Source organism: Acidovorax sp. 1608163 (genome assembly GCF_003669015.1).
Lineage (GTDB): Bacteria > Pseudomonadota > Gammaproteobacteria > Burkholderiales > Burkholderiaceae_C > Acidovorax.
Genome location: NZ_CP033069.1, coordinates 195799 through 211919, shown reverse-complemented (window position 1 = coordinate 211919; position 16121 = coordinate 195799). Strand labels below are relative to the sequence as shown.

At 66.8% G+C, this 16121-nt stretch carries 13 protein-coding genes; 5 read left to right on the top strand and 8 right to left on the bottom strand.

The annotated features are described in order from the left end of the window. Positions 1 to 182: 182 nt before the first annotated feature. The 6 genes from EAG14_RS23620 to EAG14_RS00835 form a co-directional block, all read right to left on the bottom strand. Positions 183 to 1820, bottom strand: coding sequence for a methyl-accepting chemotaxis protein (locus EAG14_RS23620; protein WP_121727777.1), 1638 nt, complete (start codon positions 1818 to 1820; stop codon positions 183 to 185). 339 nt (positions 1821 to 2159) lie between these two features. Continuing rightward, positions 2160 to 3143 carry a glycerophosphodiester phosphodiesterase family protein gene (locus EAG14_RS00855; protein ID WP_121727776.1) on the bottom strand — a complete coding sequence of 328 codons (984 nt, stop codon included), beginning with the start codon at positions 3141 to 3143 and terminating at the stop codon, positions 2160 to 2162. A gap of 117 nt (positions 3144 to 3260) precedes the next feature. Further along, positions 3261 to 3617, bottom strand: coding sequence for a DUF4124 domain-containing protein (locus EAG14_RS00850; RefSeq protein WP_121727775.1), 357 nt, complete (start codon positions 3615 to 3617; stop codon positions 3261 to 3263). 38 nt (positions 3618 to 3655) lie between these two features. Further along, positions 3656 to 5704: a UvrD-helicase domain-containing protein gene (locus tag EAG14_RS00845; protein WP_121727774.1), complete on the bottom strand. Its 2049-nt coding sequence runs from the start codon at positions 5702 to 5704 to the stop codon at positions 3656 to 3658. A 231-nt stretch (positions 5705 to 5935) separates the two neighbouring features. Then, positions 5936 to 6166, bottom strand: coding sequence for a hypothetical protein (locus tag EAG14_RS00840; RefSeq protein ID WP_121727773.1), 231 nt, complete (start codon positions 6164 to 6166; stop codon positions 5936 to 5938). Further along, positions 6163 to 9075: a DNA topoisomerase III gene (locus tag EAG14_RS00835; RefSeq protein ID WP_121730227.1), complete on the bottom strand. Its 2913-nt coding sequence runs from the start codon at positions 9073 to 9075 to the stop codon at positions 6163 to 6165. The genes EAG14_RS00840 and EAG14_RS00835 overlap by 4 nt, the downstream gene beginning before the upstream one ends. Before the next feature lie 133 nt (positions 9076 to 9208). Between EAG14_RS00835 and EAG14_RS00830 the strand changes: the two genes are divergently transcribed. The 4 genes from EAG14_RS00830 to EAG14_RS00815 all read left to right on the top strand — a co-directional run bounded on the left by EAG14_RS00830 (position 9209) and on the right by EAG14_RS00815 (position 12158). After that, positions 9209 to 9799, top strand: a complete 591-nt coding sequence (locus tag EAG14_RS00830) for an SET domain-containing protein (RefSeq protein WP_099742386.1) — start codon at positions 9209 to 9211, stop codon at positions 9797 to 9799. Further along, positions 9796 to 10656: a biotin--[acetyl-CoA-carboxylase] ligase gene (locus tag EAG14_RS00825; RefSeq protein ID WP_099742387.1), complete on the top strand. Its 861-nt coding sequence runs from the start codon at positions 9796 to 9798 to the stop codon at positions 10654 to 10656. Before EAG14_RS00830 ends, EAG14_RS00825 begins: the two co-directional genes overlap by 4 nt. Before the next feature lie 37 nt (positions 10657 to 10693). Continuing rightward, positions 10694 to 11416: a sporulation protein gene (locus tag EAG14_RS00820; protein ID WP_099742388.1), complete on the top strand. Its 723-nt coding sequence runs from the start codon at positions 10694 to 10696 to the stop codon at positions 11414 to 11416. A 274-nt stretch (positions 11417 to 11690) separates the two neighbouring features. Continuing rightward, positions 11691 to 12158: a YidB family protein gene (locus EAG14_RS00815; protein WP_099742389.1), complete on the top strand. Its 468-nt coding sequence runs from the start codon at positions 11691 to 11693 to the stop codon at positions 12156 to 12158. Between the two features lie 13 nt (positions 12159 to 12171). On the opposite strand, the gene EAG14_RS00810 is transcribed toward EAG14_RS00815, so the two are convergent. Then, positions 12172 to 13569 carry an acyl-CoA dehydrogenase family protein gene (locus EAG14_RS00810; RefSeq protein WP_121727772.1) on the bottom strand — a complete coding sequence of 466 codons (1398 nt, stop codon included), beginning with the start codon at positions 13567 to 13569 and terminating at the stop codon, positions 12172 to 12174. A 196-nt stretch (positions 13570 to 13765) separates the two neighbouring features. On the opposite strand from EAG14_RS00810, the gene EAG14_RS00805 reads away from it, so the two are divergent. After that, entirely contained in the window at positions 13766 to 14557 is a 792-nt protein-coding gene (locus tag EAG14_RS00805) for an SOS response-associated peptidase (RefSeq protein WP_121727771.1), read from the top strand. Positions 14558 to 14722: 165 nt separating this feature from the next. On the opposite strand, the gene EAG14_RS00800 is transcribed toward EAG14_RS00805, so the two are convergent. Then, positions 14723 to 16120: an esterase-like activity of phytase family protein gene (locus tag EAG14_RS00800; RefSeq protein WP_121727770.1), complete on the bottom strand. Its 1398-nt coding sequence runs from the start codon at positions 16118 to 16120 to the stop codon at positions 14723 to 14725. Position 16121 lies beyond the last annotated feature (1 nt).

The window sequence follows — 16121 nt, the reverse complement described above, 5'->3', positions numbered from 1 at the left end:
GGGGTGCGCAGGCAATAGGTGCCGACACCGATCCACCAGATGCGCAACGCAAGCCCGCCGCATGGTGTGGTTTGGTGTGGTGCGCGGGGCGCTGCGCGCGCAGGGCTGCAAAAGAAAGATAGGCGGACGCCATGGCACGCACGGTGCGCTGCGCCCCAACCTCAGGCAGCCTCAGGCCACGCTCAGGCCAGGCGCAGGGTAGGCTCTTGGCCCCGGCCAGGCTGGCCCAGCGCACCGGCGCCCTGGTTGGTGCCAACTTGTGCGCTGGCGCCGGGCACCCGAAAGACGGCTACCAGCTCGGCCAGTTGGCGGGCCTGGTCGTTGAGGGCATTGGCCACGGCGGCAGATTCTTCGACCAGGGCGGCGTTCTCTTGGGTGACCTGGTCGATCTGGGCCACGGCCTGGTTGACCTGGTGGATGCCCGCACGCTGCTCTTGCGATGCGGCGGTGATCTCGTCAATGATGACGCGCACTTGCTGCACGGCGCCCACGATTTCTGTCATGGTGGTGCCCGCGCGGTCGACCAGGCCAGAGCCTTCGCGCACTTTGCCTGCCGAGGTGTCGATCAGGCCCTTGATCTCTTTGGCGGCCTGGGCGCTGCGCCCGGCCAGGCTGCGCACTTCGCTGGCCACCACGGCAAAGCCACGGCCTTGCTCGCCTGCGCGGGCGGCTTCCACCGCTGCGTTCAGCGCCAGGATGTTGGTCTGGAAGGCGATGGAGTCGATGACGCCGATGATTTCTGAGATGCGGTTGGAGCTGTCGGTGATGCCACGCATGGTGTCCACCACGTTGCCCATCACGGCGCCGCCGCGCTCGGCAATGGCAGCGGCGTTGTGCACCAGCTCGCCTGCGCGCTGGGCGTTGTCGGCGTTTTGGGTGACGGTGCTGGTGAGCTGCTCCATGCTGGCAGCGGTTTGCTGCAGCGAGGAAGCTTGCGATTCGGTGCGCGAAGACAGGTCGAGGTTGCCCGAGGCGATTTCGCTGGCGGCGTGGCGGATTTCTTCGGTGCCATTGCGGATGTTGCCAATGAGCCCCGCCAGGCGGTTTTGCATGGTGTGCATGGCGGCCATCAGGCTGTGCGGGTTTTTGCCCGAGACGGGCACCACCACCGTGAGGTCGCCATCGGCAATGCGGCCGGCCACGTCACCGGCCTGCGCGGGCTCGCCACCCAGGCTGCCCGTGACGCTGCGGATGATGAGCAGCATGGAGACATGGATGATGGTGCCCAGCACCAGCACGATGGCCAGCAGCTTGGTGATGGTTTTGTAGAAGGAGGCCTGGATGTCGCCCACCAGCACGCCCGCCATGATGTGCCAGTCCCACGCCTTGTTGTAGCGCACGTAGGTGACTTTGGGCATCCGCTCGACCTTGCCATCGGGCTGTGTCACGCCAGCCTGGTAGGAGACAAAACCCTGGCCGTTCTTCTGGCCCATGGCGGCCAGCTCTCGGTAGTAGGCAACGCCGTCGGGGTCTTTGCGGTCGCCCACGTTGGTGCCAATGAGGTTGCCGCCCGTGGGGTGCATCAGCATCAGCGGCGCCGAGTCGATGACGAAAAGGAAGTTCTTGCCACCGTCAAACCGCAGCTTGGACAGCCGGGCCAGGGCCTGCTCTTTGGCGGCGGGCAGCTCCAGGCGCCCGGCGGCCACCTCTGCGGCATACGACTCCACCAGGCTGTAGCCCAGGTCCACCACATGGTTGACGGCGGCCTGCCGCTCGTCGGTGACCACAGAGCGGGCGTGGAACGCGGCCCACGCACCGAGCAAGAACAGCCCGAGCCACATCAGGATCAAGGCCAATGTCAGTTTGGTTTTCAGTCGCATAGAGAGATGGGGCCCCAGGGGGACTAGACGGGTTGGAAACAAATCAGGACAACGCGACCCGCCGGAGCAGACACCCAAGACCTAGGGTTAACACCAATAACGGAATGCGAGAGGCTGGATTGTTAACCAAATCTCGTAACCAAATATTTCTATTTGACATTCAAGCAACATTTTTTGTTGCGTTCTCAACCCCTTTTGCTGCGCTTCATTGCGCGCGATGGATTGAGTATAAAAAAAGCGGCCAGCGCTTGATAAATAAGCGCTGGCCGCTATAAAAAATGAAGCAAATGGTGCACCAACAGCCTCAGGGGCGCCAACCCCTGGGGCGCTCAGGTGGCCTTACTTGCCTTGCACGTAGGTGTTGCGGGCGGCGACAGCCAGGTCGGGGTAGTTGGCAAACATGCCGTCCATGCCCATGTCCAGGAACTGGCGGAACTCAGCCGCCGCCAGGGTGGCGTCGGCCTGGGCAAAGGTCCAGCCGTGCACCTTCAGGCCCGCGGCGTGGGCCTGGTCGATGAAGGCTTTGGTGAGGGGGTAGGTGGTGTTGTTGATGAGCACGCCCACGCCTTCGGTGAAGCCCGCCACCTCTTGCAGCGTGAGGGTGGTCACGCTGGTGCTGCCCACCACGCCCATGCGCAGCGAGCCATCGGCCGCCTTGGTGGCCACGCCCAGCAGGATGAGCGGCATCTTGTTGTTCTGCGCGATCTGCTTGGTGCGCAGGCTGCGCAAGGTGGCGTCGCTGAAGGATTGAATGAAGAGCTTGCTGCCAACGTTGTAGCCGTTGGCGTTCAACGTCTTCAAAATGCCGTCTTCCATCACCGGGTCGGCCTGCTTGGCCTCGGGGTAGATGCCCACTTCGCGGCCCACGGCGTTGCTTTGCTTCTTGGCAAAGTCCACCACTTCTTGGAAGGTGGGCACCGTGAAGGGGCTGGCGGCGCTGGGGGTGAAGCCGGGGTAGCTGGTCTTACCCGTGCCGGTGGGGATCACCGTCAGGGTCTTGATCTCGGCCAGGGTGAAGTCGGCGACCTTGTAGCCGCCATTGCGCTGCGCAAACAGCGTGGCCACGTTGGTGGTGCGGTTCAGGGTGTCGTCGTGGATGGCGACCAGTGCGCCGTCTTTGGTGATTTGCAGATCGGGCTCGATGAAGTCGGTGCCCATGCGGATGGCCAGCTCGTAGCCGCCCAGGGTGTGCTCGGGCAGGTAGCCGCTGGCACCCCGGTGGGCAATGACCTGGGGCTGTGCGGGCGCGTCATCGCTGCCACCGCAACCGGCAAGGACCAGGGCAGACAAGCAAACGGCGGCAAGGGATGTGAGGGCTTTCATGGCGTGATTCCGTGGTGGGAAAAACGCGCGACTCTAGGGGCGCGCAATGACATTGTGGTGACATTGCGCGATGGGGCTGACGCCGACCGGACAGGGCGGCGCGGGACGTGCGCGGCCTTACCGGGGCAGCGTGGTCACGGCGCCGCCGTCCAGCAGTTGCTCCTGGCTGCCGGGTGGGCAGGGCTGGTCGGTGTAGATGGTGCGCCCTTGCTGCACGCATTTGCGGGGCGTGGGTGCCACGGGGGCCGATGCGCCACCGCGCGCACTGCCGGCACCGCCTGCGTTAGCAGATGCCGCCTTGCGGTCCTGCGGCAAGGTGTCTGCGCCGGGGCGGGTGGCTTTGCGCCAGGCCTGCTCGGCCCAGGGCTGCACCTGCCCGGCCCATTGGTCGCGCGTCCACCACGCGGCGACGGCGGCGGCCAGCAGCAGCACGGCCAGCAAGGTCCAGAAGGCGCGTTGGCGGGGGCTGCGCATGGTGTGGGCTCCGGTGTGTGGTGTGCGGTGGATGCGGCTTAGGTCTCTGCCGTGCGGGCGCCGGGCACGGCTGTATCGCCTGCGTCCGCACCCTTGGCAGCGGCAGCGGCTGTGACTTTGGGGCTGGCGGCGTAGCCCAGTTGCTCCACAAACACGCTGGGGTGCTGGCGGTGCGACAGCAGGGTGAGCTGCTGGCGGGCGCGGGTCATGCCCACATACAAGGTGTTCTTCTCTTGCGCAAAGGGTGCCTGCGGGTCGGGGAAGGCGCCCTGCTCCAGATAGGGGATGAGCACATGCTCAAACTCCAGCCCCTTCACATGACCAATGTGGGCCAGCACCAGGCTGGCGGTGCTGCGCAGCTCGCGCTGGCGCTGCTCGGCGGCGTTGAGGTGCAAAAAGTAGTCGCGCGCGCTGCCAAAGGCCTGGGCGGCGTGGCTCAGGCCCGCCAGGTTGGCCAGGGCGTCGGCACGGCGCTGGCGCGAGACGAACACCTCGCGCACCACGGCCTCGATCTGCAGGGCCTCCAGCAGGCGGGCCAGGGTATCGGGGCCATGGGCTTCCTTGGCCACCTTCAGCGCGTTGCGCAGGCGCCGCTGCATGGCGGGCTCAACGTTGGGCACGATCTGGTTGGTGAAGAAGCTCTCGAGAAACAGCGGGTTGTCTGTGACGCTGCGGATGGCGTCGGCCAGCAGGTCGTGCTGCGATTCGTGCTCGCGCCCCTTGACCACGATGCGCGCACCGCAGAAGAAGACCAGGGCGCGCATGAGCTTTTCTCGCGTACGCGGCTCGGTCACGCTGTCGAAGTTATCGGTGGCCACGGCCAGCAGGCCGCGCACCAGCAGCACCTCGGGGCGCAGCAGGTAACTTTCAAAACCGCTGATGGTGTAGGGCACGCCGTCGGCCAGCAGCCGGTTTTCGATGGCGATGGACTGGCCCGGGTGGCGCAGCAGCACGGCCAGCCCGGCCATCTTGCCGCGCGTGGCGGTGCGCCACTGCTGCACCTGGTGGGCGATCAGGTCCACACATTCGGCCTCGTTGTCGTAGCCCAGCAGTTGCACGGCGGTGTCGTGCGCAGCCAGCGACCCGTAGGGCTTGTCTGCCAAACGCCCGGCCTTGATGGCCAGCTTGCGACCAAAGCGGTGGCTGGGCGTGAGGGGCAGGCGCGCCACCGGGCGGCTGGTGTGCGCGGTGATGGCGTCGCCCATGAACACGGCGTCGGCCCCGTGCGCGCCGTAGATGACCTGGTCGCGGTCGCCCACGCCGCAGAATTGGCACGGGGTCGAATCGAGCAGCTCGCGCAGCACGCGGAACGAGGCCGCGTTCATGTCGTGCATCTCGTCCACCAGCACCATTTGCAGGTTGCGCGGCCAGTGCGGCAGGCTGGCGGCGGTGTCGCCTTCCAGCAGGCGGCGGGCCAGGTCGTAGGTGGCGTCGTAGGGGCCGCGAAACAGCGGCTGCTCGGCCAGCTCACGGCGGCGGATGCGCTCGTACGCGCGGAACACCTTGAGCTGCGTGTAGCCCAGCCCCAGGTCGCCCGCATAGTCGGGCGTGGCCGGGCCGTCGTCACGCTCCAGGTCGTCTTTCATCGTGCCCTTGAGCCACAGGGCCATGGCCAGAAAGTCTTCGATAAAGCCCGCATCGCCCGCGCTGGGCAGCTGCAGTTCTTCGGGCCAGCGCTCGTATTCGTTGGCCTCCACACGCTGCACGGCCTCCCACACGTAGGGGCGCAGGGCCTCCATGGTGTCGATCTGCTCTACCGGCGGGGCATAGGGCTCTTGCAGCATGGCAGCGCAAAAGGCGTCAAAGCTGGCGATGCGAAAGCGCTTCACCACAGGCGCGGGCAGGCCGATTTTGCGCAGCGCGGCCTGCAGGGCCTGGCAGGCGGTGTCGGTGTAGGTGAGGGCCAGGCAGCGCTCGGGCGGCATGCCGGTGGTCCACGCCTGGGCCATGCGCAGCGCCAGCGTGGTGGTTTTGGCGGCGCCTGCGTTGGCCTCGATGATGAGCGTGCGCTCGGCAGACATCTGCACGGCGACTTGCTCGTCGGTGGGGGTGATGTGCTTGGGTTGGTAGGGGTGAACGGTGGCCAACGGGGGTCCTCTTACCGGGTATGCCGGGCATGCCGGTGGGCATTCAAAAAATCGACACAACCTTTCATGCGGGGCCTGTTGCAGTGCACAGGCCGTGCCCTGGCTTCGACAGGCTCAGCCCAATCGGTTAGGGCTTGGGCCGCGGCTCAGTCCCTGACGGATCGAACGTGCACCGGCGCCCCCGGTACGGGGCGCGGGTTGCATGCAAACGCTGTGGGCACAGCGCGAAGGTCAGCGCCGCCGGCCCACGCCCACGTCAATCTCGCCATACACGGTAACGCCGCTGCTGCCGCCGCCCATGTCCGTCACAGCGTTGCCCTGGGGGCCACTGCTGCTACCTGCGCTGCGTTTGTACAGGGGGCCAGGGGCATCGCCCCCGGCGGCTGGCGTGCCAGCGCAGCCTGCGAGCAGGCCCAGGGCTGCGCACAGCGCCCAGACCCGTGCGCAGGCCTGCGCGGTCATGCGTCGCCGCCCAGGTGGTTGCCCAGGATGCCCGCCAGCTCGAACATGCCCGCGCTGTCTTTGCCGAACACGGCGCGCAGCTTGTCGTCGGCGACGATGGTGCGCTTGTCCTTGGGGTCTTGCAGGTTGTGGGTCTTGATGTATTCCCACATCTTCTTGACGGCCTCGGGGCGTGCCACGGGTTCGCTGCCAATCACAGCGGCCAGGGCGGCGCTGGGGGCCTTGCCTGCGGCGGCCTTGCGCGGGGCTTTGGCGGCGGTGGACTTGGCTGCGGCCTTTTTGGCAGGGGCTTTCTTGGCGGCAGCGGTGGTCTTGCCTGCCTTGGCGGCGGCGGTTTTGGCCGCAGCGCCCGGGCGGGGTGGGAACTTGCTGGGCGCAAACTCGAAGTTGACCTTGCCCGCTTCCTTGTCCCACGCCAGGTGGGCCTTGAAGTTGCGGCGCGTGCGCATGCTCACGAACTTGTCGAGCAGGTCGGTCTTACCGGTCTCCAGCAGCTTGTGCATCTGCTCGCGCTCCACGGGCTGCTGCAGGATGATCTTGCCGCTCTTGAAGGTGCAGCTCGGTGTGGGCTGCGCTGCAGTGGGCACGGCTTTGCTGCACACGTAGTTGCTGCCATGCTCGTGCACGTCTGATCCGCAGATAGGGCAAGGGCCGAGGGCGGCATCTTCAAACTCGACAATCTCGCCGGACTCTTCGCCCTTCTTGTCGTCGCCGAAGTCGAACTCGAGCTTGTAGTTGTGCGCTTCGTCGTCGTACTTGATGACGATCTCGGAGGTGAACGGCCAGCCCGCCTTGGAGCGGAAGCCTTCCAGCGGGCCGATCTTCTTGTCGCGCAGCAGAGCGTTGGCCTCTGCGGTTTCAAAGGTGCGGCCTGCGGGAGATTTGCCAAAGCTGAAGCCGCAACCCTCGGCGCCGGGCTTGCCCACACAGGCAAAGCGGCGGTAGTTTTCCTTCACCACACCGCCGCAGTTGGGGCACGGCGATTCGAGCGTGGCGTAGTCGCCTGGGATGGTGTCGCGGTCGTATTCCTTGGCCTTCTTGACCATGCGCTCCGTCATGGCGGCGATCTCGGCCATGAAGGCTTCGCGGCTCAGTTGGCCCTTTTCCATTTGCGAGAGCTTGTACTCCCACTCGCCGGTCAGGTCGGCGCGGCAGAGCTCCTCCACCTCCAGCCCGCGCAGCAGCGTCATGAGCTGGAAGGCCTTGGCCGTGGGGATGATCTCGCGGCCTTCGCGCAGCATGTACTTTTCAGTCAGCAGGCCTTCGATGATGGCCGCGCGCGTGGCAGGTGTGCCCAGGCCCTTTTCCTGCATGGCAGAGCGCAGTTCTTCATCGTCAATCTGCTTGCCCGCGCTTTCCATGGCGCCCAGCAGCGTCGCTTCCGAATACCGGGCGGGGGGCTTGGTCTTGAGGCCCTTGGGGTCCACCGCCAGGGTGTTGACGCTTTCGCCGGGTTTGACCGGCACCAGGTTCTGGCCCTTGTCGCCGTCCTTGCCGCCTTCGACTTCTTCAGCGGCTTCCTTGCCGTAGATGGCCAGCCAACCCGGCTTGACCAGCACCTTGCCTTCGGTCTTGAAGCTGTGCGGGGCCACGGTGCTGATACGCGTGGTCACGGTGTATTCAGCACTCGGGAAGAACACCGCCATGAAGCGGCGCACGACCAGGTCGTACAGCTTTTGCTCGGCCTCGCTCAGGCCGCTCGGTGCCTGCAGCGTGGGGATGATGGCAAAGTGATCGCTGACCTTGCTGTTGTCAAAAATGCGCTTGGACGGGCGCACGTAGTTGTTATTCAGCGCGGTGAGCGCGTGGGGTGCCAGGTGGCGCATGCCGCTGTCGGCCAGCATTTCAAAGGTCTGCTTGGCCACCGGCAAATAGTCTTCAGGCAGCGCGCGCGAATCGGTACGCGGGTAGGTCAGGGCCTTGTGGCGCTCGTACAGGCTTTGCGCCAGGGCCAGCGTGGTCTTGGCGCTGAAGCCGAACTTGCCGTTGGCCTCGCGCTGCAGGCTGGTCAAATCGAACAACAGGGGCGACGCCTGCGTGGTGGGCTTGCTCTCTTCGGTGACGGTGGCCTGCTTGCCGCGCACGGCGTTGGCTATTGACTGTGCCTCGGCGGCAGACCACACGCGGTCCGCTCGCATCTCTGCATCCTCGCCCTTTTTCCACTTGGGGTCGAACCACTTGGCGGGGTATTCACCGGCCTGGGCGCCAAAGGTGGCGTGGATTTCCCAGTAGTCGCGGCTGATGAACTTGCGGATCTTTTCTTCGCGCTCCACCACCAGCGACAGGGTGGGCGTCTGCACCCGGCCCACGGTGGTCAGGAAGAACCCGCCGTCGCGCGAGTTGAAGGCCGTCATGGCGCGGGTGCCGTTGATGCCCACCAGCCAGTCGGCCTCAGAGCGGCTGCGCGCCGCGCTGGCCAGGCCCGCCATCTGCTGCTCAGAGCGCAGGGCGTTGAAGCCATCGCGGATGGCCTGGGGCGTCATCGATTGCAGCCACAGGCGGCGCACGGGCTTGCCCAGGGGTTTGGAACCACCGGCGTACTGCTCGATCAGGCGGAAGATGAGCTCGCCCTCGCGGCCCGCGTCACAGGCGTTGATGAGTTCAGACACGTCCTTGCGCTTGGCCTGCTTGACCACCGCGTTCAGGCGGCTCTTGGTCTTGTCCACGGGCTTGAGGTCAAAAAACGGCGGGATCACGGGCAGGTGCGCAAAGCTCCACTTGCCGCGCTTCACATCAAACTGCTCGGGGGCCTGGATCTCCACCAGGTGGCCCACGGCGCTGGTGACTACATAGCGGTCGTTCTCGAAGTGGTCTTCGTGCTTGTCAAACTTGCCAGCCACGGGGGTCAGGGCGCGCACGATGTCCTGCGCCACTGAGGGTTTTTCTGCAATTACCAGGGTCTTGGTCATTTTGGGGCTCTCGCCAGTCATTCTGGTTGCCCGGGTTGCGGGCGCTTCTACAATTCGGCTCTCACGCGCATGCACACGCATACACGCGCACGCACACACATGTGTGCACCATCAAGTTAACAGAGTTTTTGCCATGGCCCGCAATGCAACGCCCGCCGACCCCAACGCCCACTCCGGCCGCCGCATCCAGACCCGGCGCTCGGGCGTGCACGGCAGAGGGGTTTTTGCCCTGCAGGACATCGCCGCTGGCGAGGTGCTGGTGGAATACACCGGCGAAATCATCAGCTGGCAAGAAGCGCAAGACCGCCACCCCCACGACCCCAGCCAGCCCAACCACACGTTTTACTTCCATGTGGACGAGGACCGGGTGATCGACGCCAACTACGGTGGCAACTCGGCCCGCTGGATCAACCACAGCTGCGATCCCAATTGCTTTGCCGACGAGCAGGACGGCCGCATTTTCATCACCGCGCTGCGCAACATCAAGGCGGGCGACGAGTTGAACTACGACTACGGCCTGATCATTGAAGAGCGCTACACCCCCAAACTGAAGGCCGAATACCCCTGCTGGTGCGGCGCTGCCACCTGCCGAGGCACGCTGCTGGCCCCCAAGCGCGGCTGGCGCCCGCCCATGCCCGACCTGCCCCCGCCAGAGCCCCGCGCTGCACGGGGCAAAGCCAAGGCCACCAAAGCCACGAAGGGCGACAAGGGCGGCAAGGCATGACCGCCCCCATCCGCTGGCCCGCCGAGGCCGTCTGGGAGGCCGTGGCCCCACTGTTGCCGGGCTTCACGGTCGAGGTGCTGCCCAGCATCGATTCGACCAACACCGAGCTGATGCGCCGCGCCCGGGCCGGGCAGACCGAACCCACCCTGCTGGTGGCCGAGCAGCAAACCGCCGGACGCGGCCGCCTGGGCCGGGTGTGGCAGAGCGATGTAGGCGCGTCGTTGATGTTGTCCTTGGGCCTGCCGCTGGCGCCCAAGGATTGGTCCGGCCTGTCGCTGGCCGTGGGCGTGAGCGTGGCCGAGAGCCTGCAGCCCGCCCTGCCCCCGCTGCAGCCCGGCCACAGCCCCCGCATTGGCCTGAAGTGGCCCAACGACCTGTGGCTGAGCGGCGACCGCAAGCTGGGCGGCATTTTGGTGGAGACCGCCAGCTTCGTATCGCCCCAGGCCGCACAAGCCGCCCCCGGCGCCAGCCAGCATGGCACCGCCGCCCGCTACGTGGTAGTGGGCATTGGCATCAATGTGCTGCCCCGCAGCGCCGAGGGCATGAGCATGCCCCCCGGCAGCCTGCAGGATGTGGAGCCGGGCCTGGATGCGCCCGCCGCCCTGCTGCGCATCGTGCCCCCGCTGGTGGGCATGCTGCAGGGCTTTGAGGCCTGCGGCTTTGCGCCCGTGCAGCCCCGCTTTGCTGCGCGCGATGTGCTGCAGGGTCGCCCTGTGACGCTGAGCGACGGCCAGACCGGCACCGCCCATGGCGTGGGCGAAGACGGCGCGCTGCTGGTGCACACCGCCCAGGGCATGCAGGCCGTGACCAGTGCCGAGATCAGCGTGCGCCCTGCCGTGGTGGCCGCCCCGCTGTGACCCCCACCTTGAACTGAACCGAGAGAAGCCCCCACCCATGCTGCGCCTTGCCGTCATCGCCCTGCTGCTGGCCAATGCCGGTTATTACGCCTACACCCAGGGCTGGCTGCGCAGCGCAGGCCTGGCCCAACCCGAGCAGGCCGAGCCCCTGCGCATGCAGCAGCAGATCCGCCCCGAGACCCTGAAAGTGCTGCGCACGCAAGGCACCACCGCCGCCCCCACGCCGCCCGCCCCACCGGCGGCTGCGGCCGATGCCGGGGCCTCTGCCACGGCCGCAGCTGCCACGGCCGCAGCTGCCCCGGCCGCCGATGCGGGCGAATGCCTGCAGGCCGGCGTGTTTGACGACAAGCAGGCGGCGGCACTGCGCACCGCTGCCGCCAGCTTGCCCCAGGGCAGCTGGACGCTGGAGCCCACGCCCATCACCGGGCGCTGGATGATCTACATGGGCCGCTTTGACGACCAGGACACGCTGGACAAAAAGCGCGCCGAGCTGCGCGCCCGCAAGGTGGACTTTGACCGCGCGGGCGGCACGCTGGAGCTGGGCCTGTCGCTGGGCCGCTTCTCCACCGAAGAGGCCGCGCAGCGGGGCCTGACCACCCTGAACGCCCAGGGCGTGCGCACCGCCCGCGTGGTGCTGGAGCGCCAGGCCGCCCCGGGCTTCACCCTCAAGCTGCCCGCTGTGACCGATGCCCAGCGCCAGCAGTGGCTGGCCACCCTGCGCCCCGCCATGGCGGGCAAGACGCTGGGCAGCTGCGGCTAGCAGAACAATTCAAAGAATCCAGGCAGCGGTCCTCTGCCTACTCTGTCCGCTAGGGATTCGGCACGGGCCCGAGCGGAGATTTCAAGTTCAAAGAGGCTGAATCAACCGGCCCCGCCAGTTTGCACAAGTTGACCATTGGCCCAGCAAGCCCATGGTGGCTTGCGGCACACTGCCCCACGCACACGGCTGAGAGCCTGAACCGGCCCTCAGCCCGTGCCGCGCAGCGGTGGGCCACCCCGCCCGCCTTTTCAACGGTTTCACAGGGAGCAGCACCATGGGTTTATTCGATTCAGTCGTCGGCGCAGTCTTGAACAACGCAGGCCAGGCCGGGGGCACTGCCGCAGGCGGTGGCCTGGGCGGGCTGCTGGGCATGGCCGCCCAAAACCCGCAGCTGGTGCAAGCCGTGCTGTCCCTGCTGGGCAACGATGGCGCGCACGGCGGGCTGGCGGGGCTGGTAGAGCGCTTTCAGCAAGCGGGGCTGGGCAATGTGCTGCAGTCGTGGATTGGCACGGGCACCAACCTGCCGATCTCGGGCGAGCAACTGGCCAGCGTGCTGGGCCAGGGCACCCTGTCGCAGCTGGGCAGCCAGGTGGGTGCAGCCCCGGCCGATGTGGCCCAACAGCTCAGCCACCTGCTGCCCGGCCTGGTGGACCAGCTCACGCCCCAGGGCCAGGTGCCCCAGGGCGGCCTGGGCAACAGCAGTGACCTGATGGGCGTGCTGGGGCAGTTTTTGCGCGGCTGAAGCCCCAAGCCGCTCAGGCCTTCAGGCGCGGCGGGGCCGCCAGCTGCTCGGGCGTGGTGAAGTAAGCCGTGTGGCTGCCCAGGCCCGCGCGCGCCTGGGCCAGCACCTGCCGGGCCACGGTGCGCAGGTGCACCTCGTCAGGCCCGTCCATCAGGCGCAGGGCGCGGCCCCAGGTCCAGAAGGCGGCCAGGGGCGTATCGGGCGACAGGCCCATGGCGCCAAAAATCTGCATGGCCCGGTCCACCACGCGCTGCTGCAGCCGGGCTGCCACCACCTTGATGGCCGCTACCTGCGCGCGCACCTGCCGGGCGTTGGCCGCTTCTGGCCCAGCGCCTTGTCCAGTGCCCTGCCCCGTTTTCACCCCGCGTTCTTCCCCGTGCGGGCCTTGGTCCAGCAGCCAGGCCGTGTGCAGCACCAGCCAGCGCGCCTGGTCGATCTCGATGCGCGAGTCGGCCAGCCACTCCTGCACATTGGCTTGTTCAGACAGCGGCTTGCCAAAGGCGTGGCGCTCCAGCGCGCGTTCGGCGGCCAGTTGCAGGGCCAGCTCGCACTGGCCGATGGTGCGCATGCAGTGGTGCACCCGCCCCGGCCCCAGGCGCGCCTGCGCCATGGCAAAGCCTTGCCCCCAGGCGCCCAGCAAGGCGGTGGCGGGCACACGCACGTTGTGCAGGCGAATTTCGCAATGCCCCTCGGGCGCGTGGTGGTGCAGCACGCGGATGTTGCGCACCACCTCCACCCCGGGTGTGTCCAGGGGCACCAGCACCATGCTGTGGCAGTGGTGGGGGTCATGGTGGTGGGAGCCACCCAGGCTGTCGGGGCTGTCGATGCGGTCGGCGTCTTCGTCCCCATCGGCGTTGCGGCACAGCACGATGAGCAATTGGCACTGCGGGTGCGCCGCGCCAGTGATGAACCACTTGCGGCCATTGAGCACCAGGACTTCACCCTCGCGCCGCACCGTGGTCTGCAGGTTGGTGGGGTCGGACGAGGCCACGTCCGGCTCGCTCATCGCAAAGGCCGACCGGCACTGGCCGTGCAGCAGTGGCTGCAGCCACTGCACGCGCTGCGCAGGGCTGGCAAAGCGGTGCAGCAGCTCGATGTTGCCGGTATCCGGTGCGCTGCAGTTGAACACCTCGGCCGCCCAGGGCAGGCGGCCCATGGCTTCGGCCAGCGGTGCGTAGTCCAGGTTGGACAGGCGCGTGCCGGGCTCGTCATCGCGCAGCGTGGGCAAGAAGAGGTTCCACAGCCCCTCTTCGCGGGCCAGGGCCTTGAGGTCTTCGAGAAACGGCGGCGGGTAGTCGCCCGCCTGCACGGCGGCATGCCAGGCGGCGTTGTAGGGCAGCACGTAGCGGTCGATGAAGGCGTTGAGCCGATCGCACAACTGCCGCGCCAGGGGGGAGGGGTTGAAGTCCATGCGGGCATTGTGAAAACCGCGCAGGCCCCTGTCAGAACGCAGGCGACACCCGGCTTGACGCAGGTCATCGCAAGGGCGCGGCACGCCCTTGCATCGCACCTAAACGCTATTATTTTCATAGCTTCTAGCGCTTATTAGATAAGCGCTAGAAGGCATTTTTAACCCAAACCCAGGCTTTCCACGGTACGATCCGCGCATGACCACCCAGTACGAAACCCTGCACCCCGAAGACACCTACCGCGAGGCCTTTGGCGTGGAGCCCCCCGAGGTGCCTGCCGAGCGGATGCTGTGGCCGCGCAAGCCGGGGTTCTTCATCGTGCACCGGCCCGTGGCCACCGCCCTGCGGGCGCCCGCAGCTGCAGGGCCTGAGGTGACGGCGGCTGCGCCCCAGGCCGTGGCGGCCGATGCGCCCTCCGCAGAGGCCCCGGCCCCCACACCACCCGCCGACCGCACCCGCGTGCTGATGCCCGCGCAATGGGGGTTGGTGCCGCACTGGGTCAAGTCGGCGTCGGACGCCAAGCTGCGCGCCCCCAAGCTGACCACGGCCAAGTCCGACCTGCTGGGCACCGGCACCGCCTTTCGCGAAGCCTGGCTGGCGGGGCAGCGCTGCATCGTGCCCATGCAGGCCTTTTATGCAGACGACCACCGCAAGGGCAAGCCCGTGCCCACCCGCATTGCCCGCGTCGACGGCAAACCCATGGGCCTGGCAGGCCTGTGGGCCCGCTGGCAGGGGGCCGAGGGCGAAGAGATCATCAGCTACGCGCTCATTACCGTGAACGCCAACAACCATGCGCTGCTCAACCGCTACCAGCCCCCGGGCAGCGAAAAGAGCATGCCCGTCATCCTGAACGAGGGCGCCTACGACGCTTGGCTGACCGCCCGCACCGACAAGGCCAAAGAGTTTTTGCGCCAGTACCCCGCGCAGTCGCTGCTGGCCAACCCGGTCGAGAAGAAGGCCGACAAGACGCCCAAGGGTTGGCTGGACTGAGCGCTCACGCGTTGCGCAAGGCTTCGACAAGCTCAGCCCGAACGGTCGGTAGGTGCACCAAGCCCCCTCCCGACCCCGCCCCACCCTACCCGTTCGGGCTGAGCCTGTCGAAGCCAGGGCACGGTGCCTGGGCAGTCCCACATCCGCCCGCAGGCGGTGCAACCTTCAGCGCGCCTTGAGCAGCGCCTCCACCTGCAACAGCACCAGCTCGTTATCGTCCGCCTTGTTCGGGTCGCGGCTGGAGCTGAAAGGCAGGTTGTTGTCATTGCCCACCACGATGTGCTTGTCGTCCACCACGTCCACGTTTTCAATGGTGAAGAACGGGAAGGTGAGCACGCCATTGTTCAACGGCTTCTTGGCCAAGCGCTGCGGGTCTTGGATATTCATCAGGTCGATGTAGCCCACCTTGCGGATTTCGCCGCCCACGTTGGCGTCGTTCAATTCCACCTTGTACACCCGCTTGAACTGCGCCAGGTCGTGGAAGCAATCCGTGCGCTGCTGGCCCGTGGGGCAGGCCTTGTCGGCCGTGCCTTCGCCGTTGTCGCGCTCGATGATGAGGCCCATGGCGCTTGTGCCATCTCCCGAGATAGTGGCGTCGATCATGTTGAAGTCGCCAATCGCGTGGTGGTTGGCCTCCAGCACGTACTTCCAGTGACGGCCCGTCCATTGCTCGGTCTTCACATCGAATTCGAGCACGCGCAGGTACTGCTTGCCGCCCACGTTCTCGTAGGCCTTGGCGGCGTCGTTCCACAGCGCGCCTTCGAGCAGGGCGTAGAGCTTGCTGCCGTCCTTGCTGGCGGCCATGCCTTCAAAGCCCTTGGAGCGCTTCACATCGAACGCGGTGGGCTTGGCATCGGGCGCGCCGGGCATCAGCACGCCGGGGGCATCGGGCGAGCGCACCACCTTGCCGTCCACCTTCGTCTCAAACACCGCCAGCACCTTGCCGTTCAAATCGGCCTTGATGAGGAAGGGGCCAAACTCGTCGCCAATCCACAGCGCACCGCCCGCAAACTGAAAGCTCTCGGGGTCAAAGTCCGCGCCCGTCAGGTAGCGCTTGTCGGTGCCCTCTTGTGTGATGCGGAAAGGCACCTTCTTGTCCGGGTCGTGCAGGAAGATGGTCTTTTGGCGGCTGAACTGGCCGCTTTGGAAATCCACCTGGTAGTGGCTCAGGTGCAGCATGAAGTCGGGCGAATTCGCCTTGGAGCCCGCGCCGTTGTCCGTCAGCAGCCAAAAGCTGCCGTCCGGCATGCGCTTGATGCCCGAGTGCCCTTGCAGCGGCTGACCGTCAAACGGCAGACCAATGCCCGTGGGGCGCCCAGCCGAAAGGCCCGCCACCGAGCCCAGCTTTTCCACGCGCTGCGCGGTGGTGAACTTGCCCGCATGGCGCAGATCGGCCGGGGCATCGGCGGGGGCAGCAATCACCGTCATGGCAGGCATCACGGCGTGACCGGCCAGCGTGGAGGGAAAGGCTTGCTGGGCGTGGGCAGTGAAAGCTGGCGACAGGGCAACGCAAGCCAGCGCAACGCTGGCGGCCAGACGATTCAAGGAGAAGAAAGCAGACATA

Coding starts and splice junctions, on each gene's coding strand:
- EAG14_RS23620 (WP_121727777.1), bottom strand. CDS start 1,820: ATGCGACTGAAAACCAAACTGACATTGGCCTTGATCCTGATGTGGCTC.
- EAG14_RS00855 (WP_121727776.1), bottom strand. CDS start 3,143: ATGAAAGCCCTCACATCCCTTGCCGCCGTTTGCTTGTCTGCCCTGGTC.
- EAG14_RS00850 (WP_121727775.1), bottom strand. CDS start 3,617: ATGCGCAGCCCCCGCCAACGCGCCTTCTGGACCTTGCTGGCCGTGCTG.
- EAG14_RS00840 (WP_121727773.1), bottom strand. CDS start 6,166: ATGACCGCGCAGGCCTGCGCACGGGTCTGGGCGCTGTGCGCAGCCCTG.
- EAG14_RS00835 (WP_121730227.1), bottom strand. CDS start 9,075: ATGACCAAGACCCTGGTAATTGCAGAAAAACCCTCAGTGGCGCAGGAC.
- EAG14_RS00830 (WP_099742386.1), top strand. CDS start 9,209: ATGGCCCGCAATGCAACGCCCGCCGACCCCAACGCCCACTCCGGCCGC.
- EAG14_RS00825 (WP_099742387.1), top strand. CDS start 9,796: ATGACCGCCCCCATCCGCTGGCCCGCCGAGGCCGTCTGGGAGGCCGTG.
- EAG14_RS00820 (WP_099742388.1), top strand. CDS start 10,694: ATGCTGCGCCTTGCCGTCATCGCCCTGCTGCTGGCCAATGCCGGTTAT.
- EAG14_RS00815 (WP_099742389.1), top strand. CDS start 11,691: ATGGGTTTATTCGATTCAGTCGTCGGCGCAGTCTTGAACAACGCAGGC.
- EAG14_RS00810 (WP_121727772.1), bottom strand. CDS start 13,569: ATGGACTTCAACCCCTCCCCCCTGGCGCGGCAGTTGTGCGATCGGCTC.
- EAG14_RS00805 (WP_121727771.1), top strand. CDS start 13,766: ATGACCACCCAGTACGAAACCCTGCACCCCGAAGACACCTACCGCGAG.
- EAG14_RS00800 (WP_121727770.1), bottom strand. CDS start 16,120: ATGTCTGCTTTCTTCTCCTTGAATCGTCTGGCCGCCAGCGTTGCGCTG.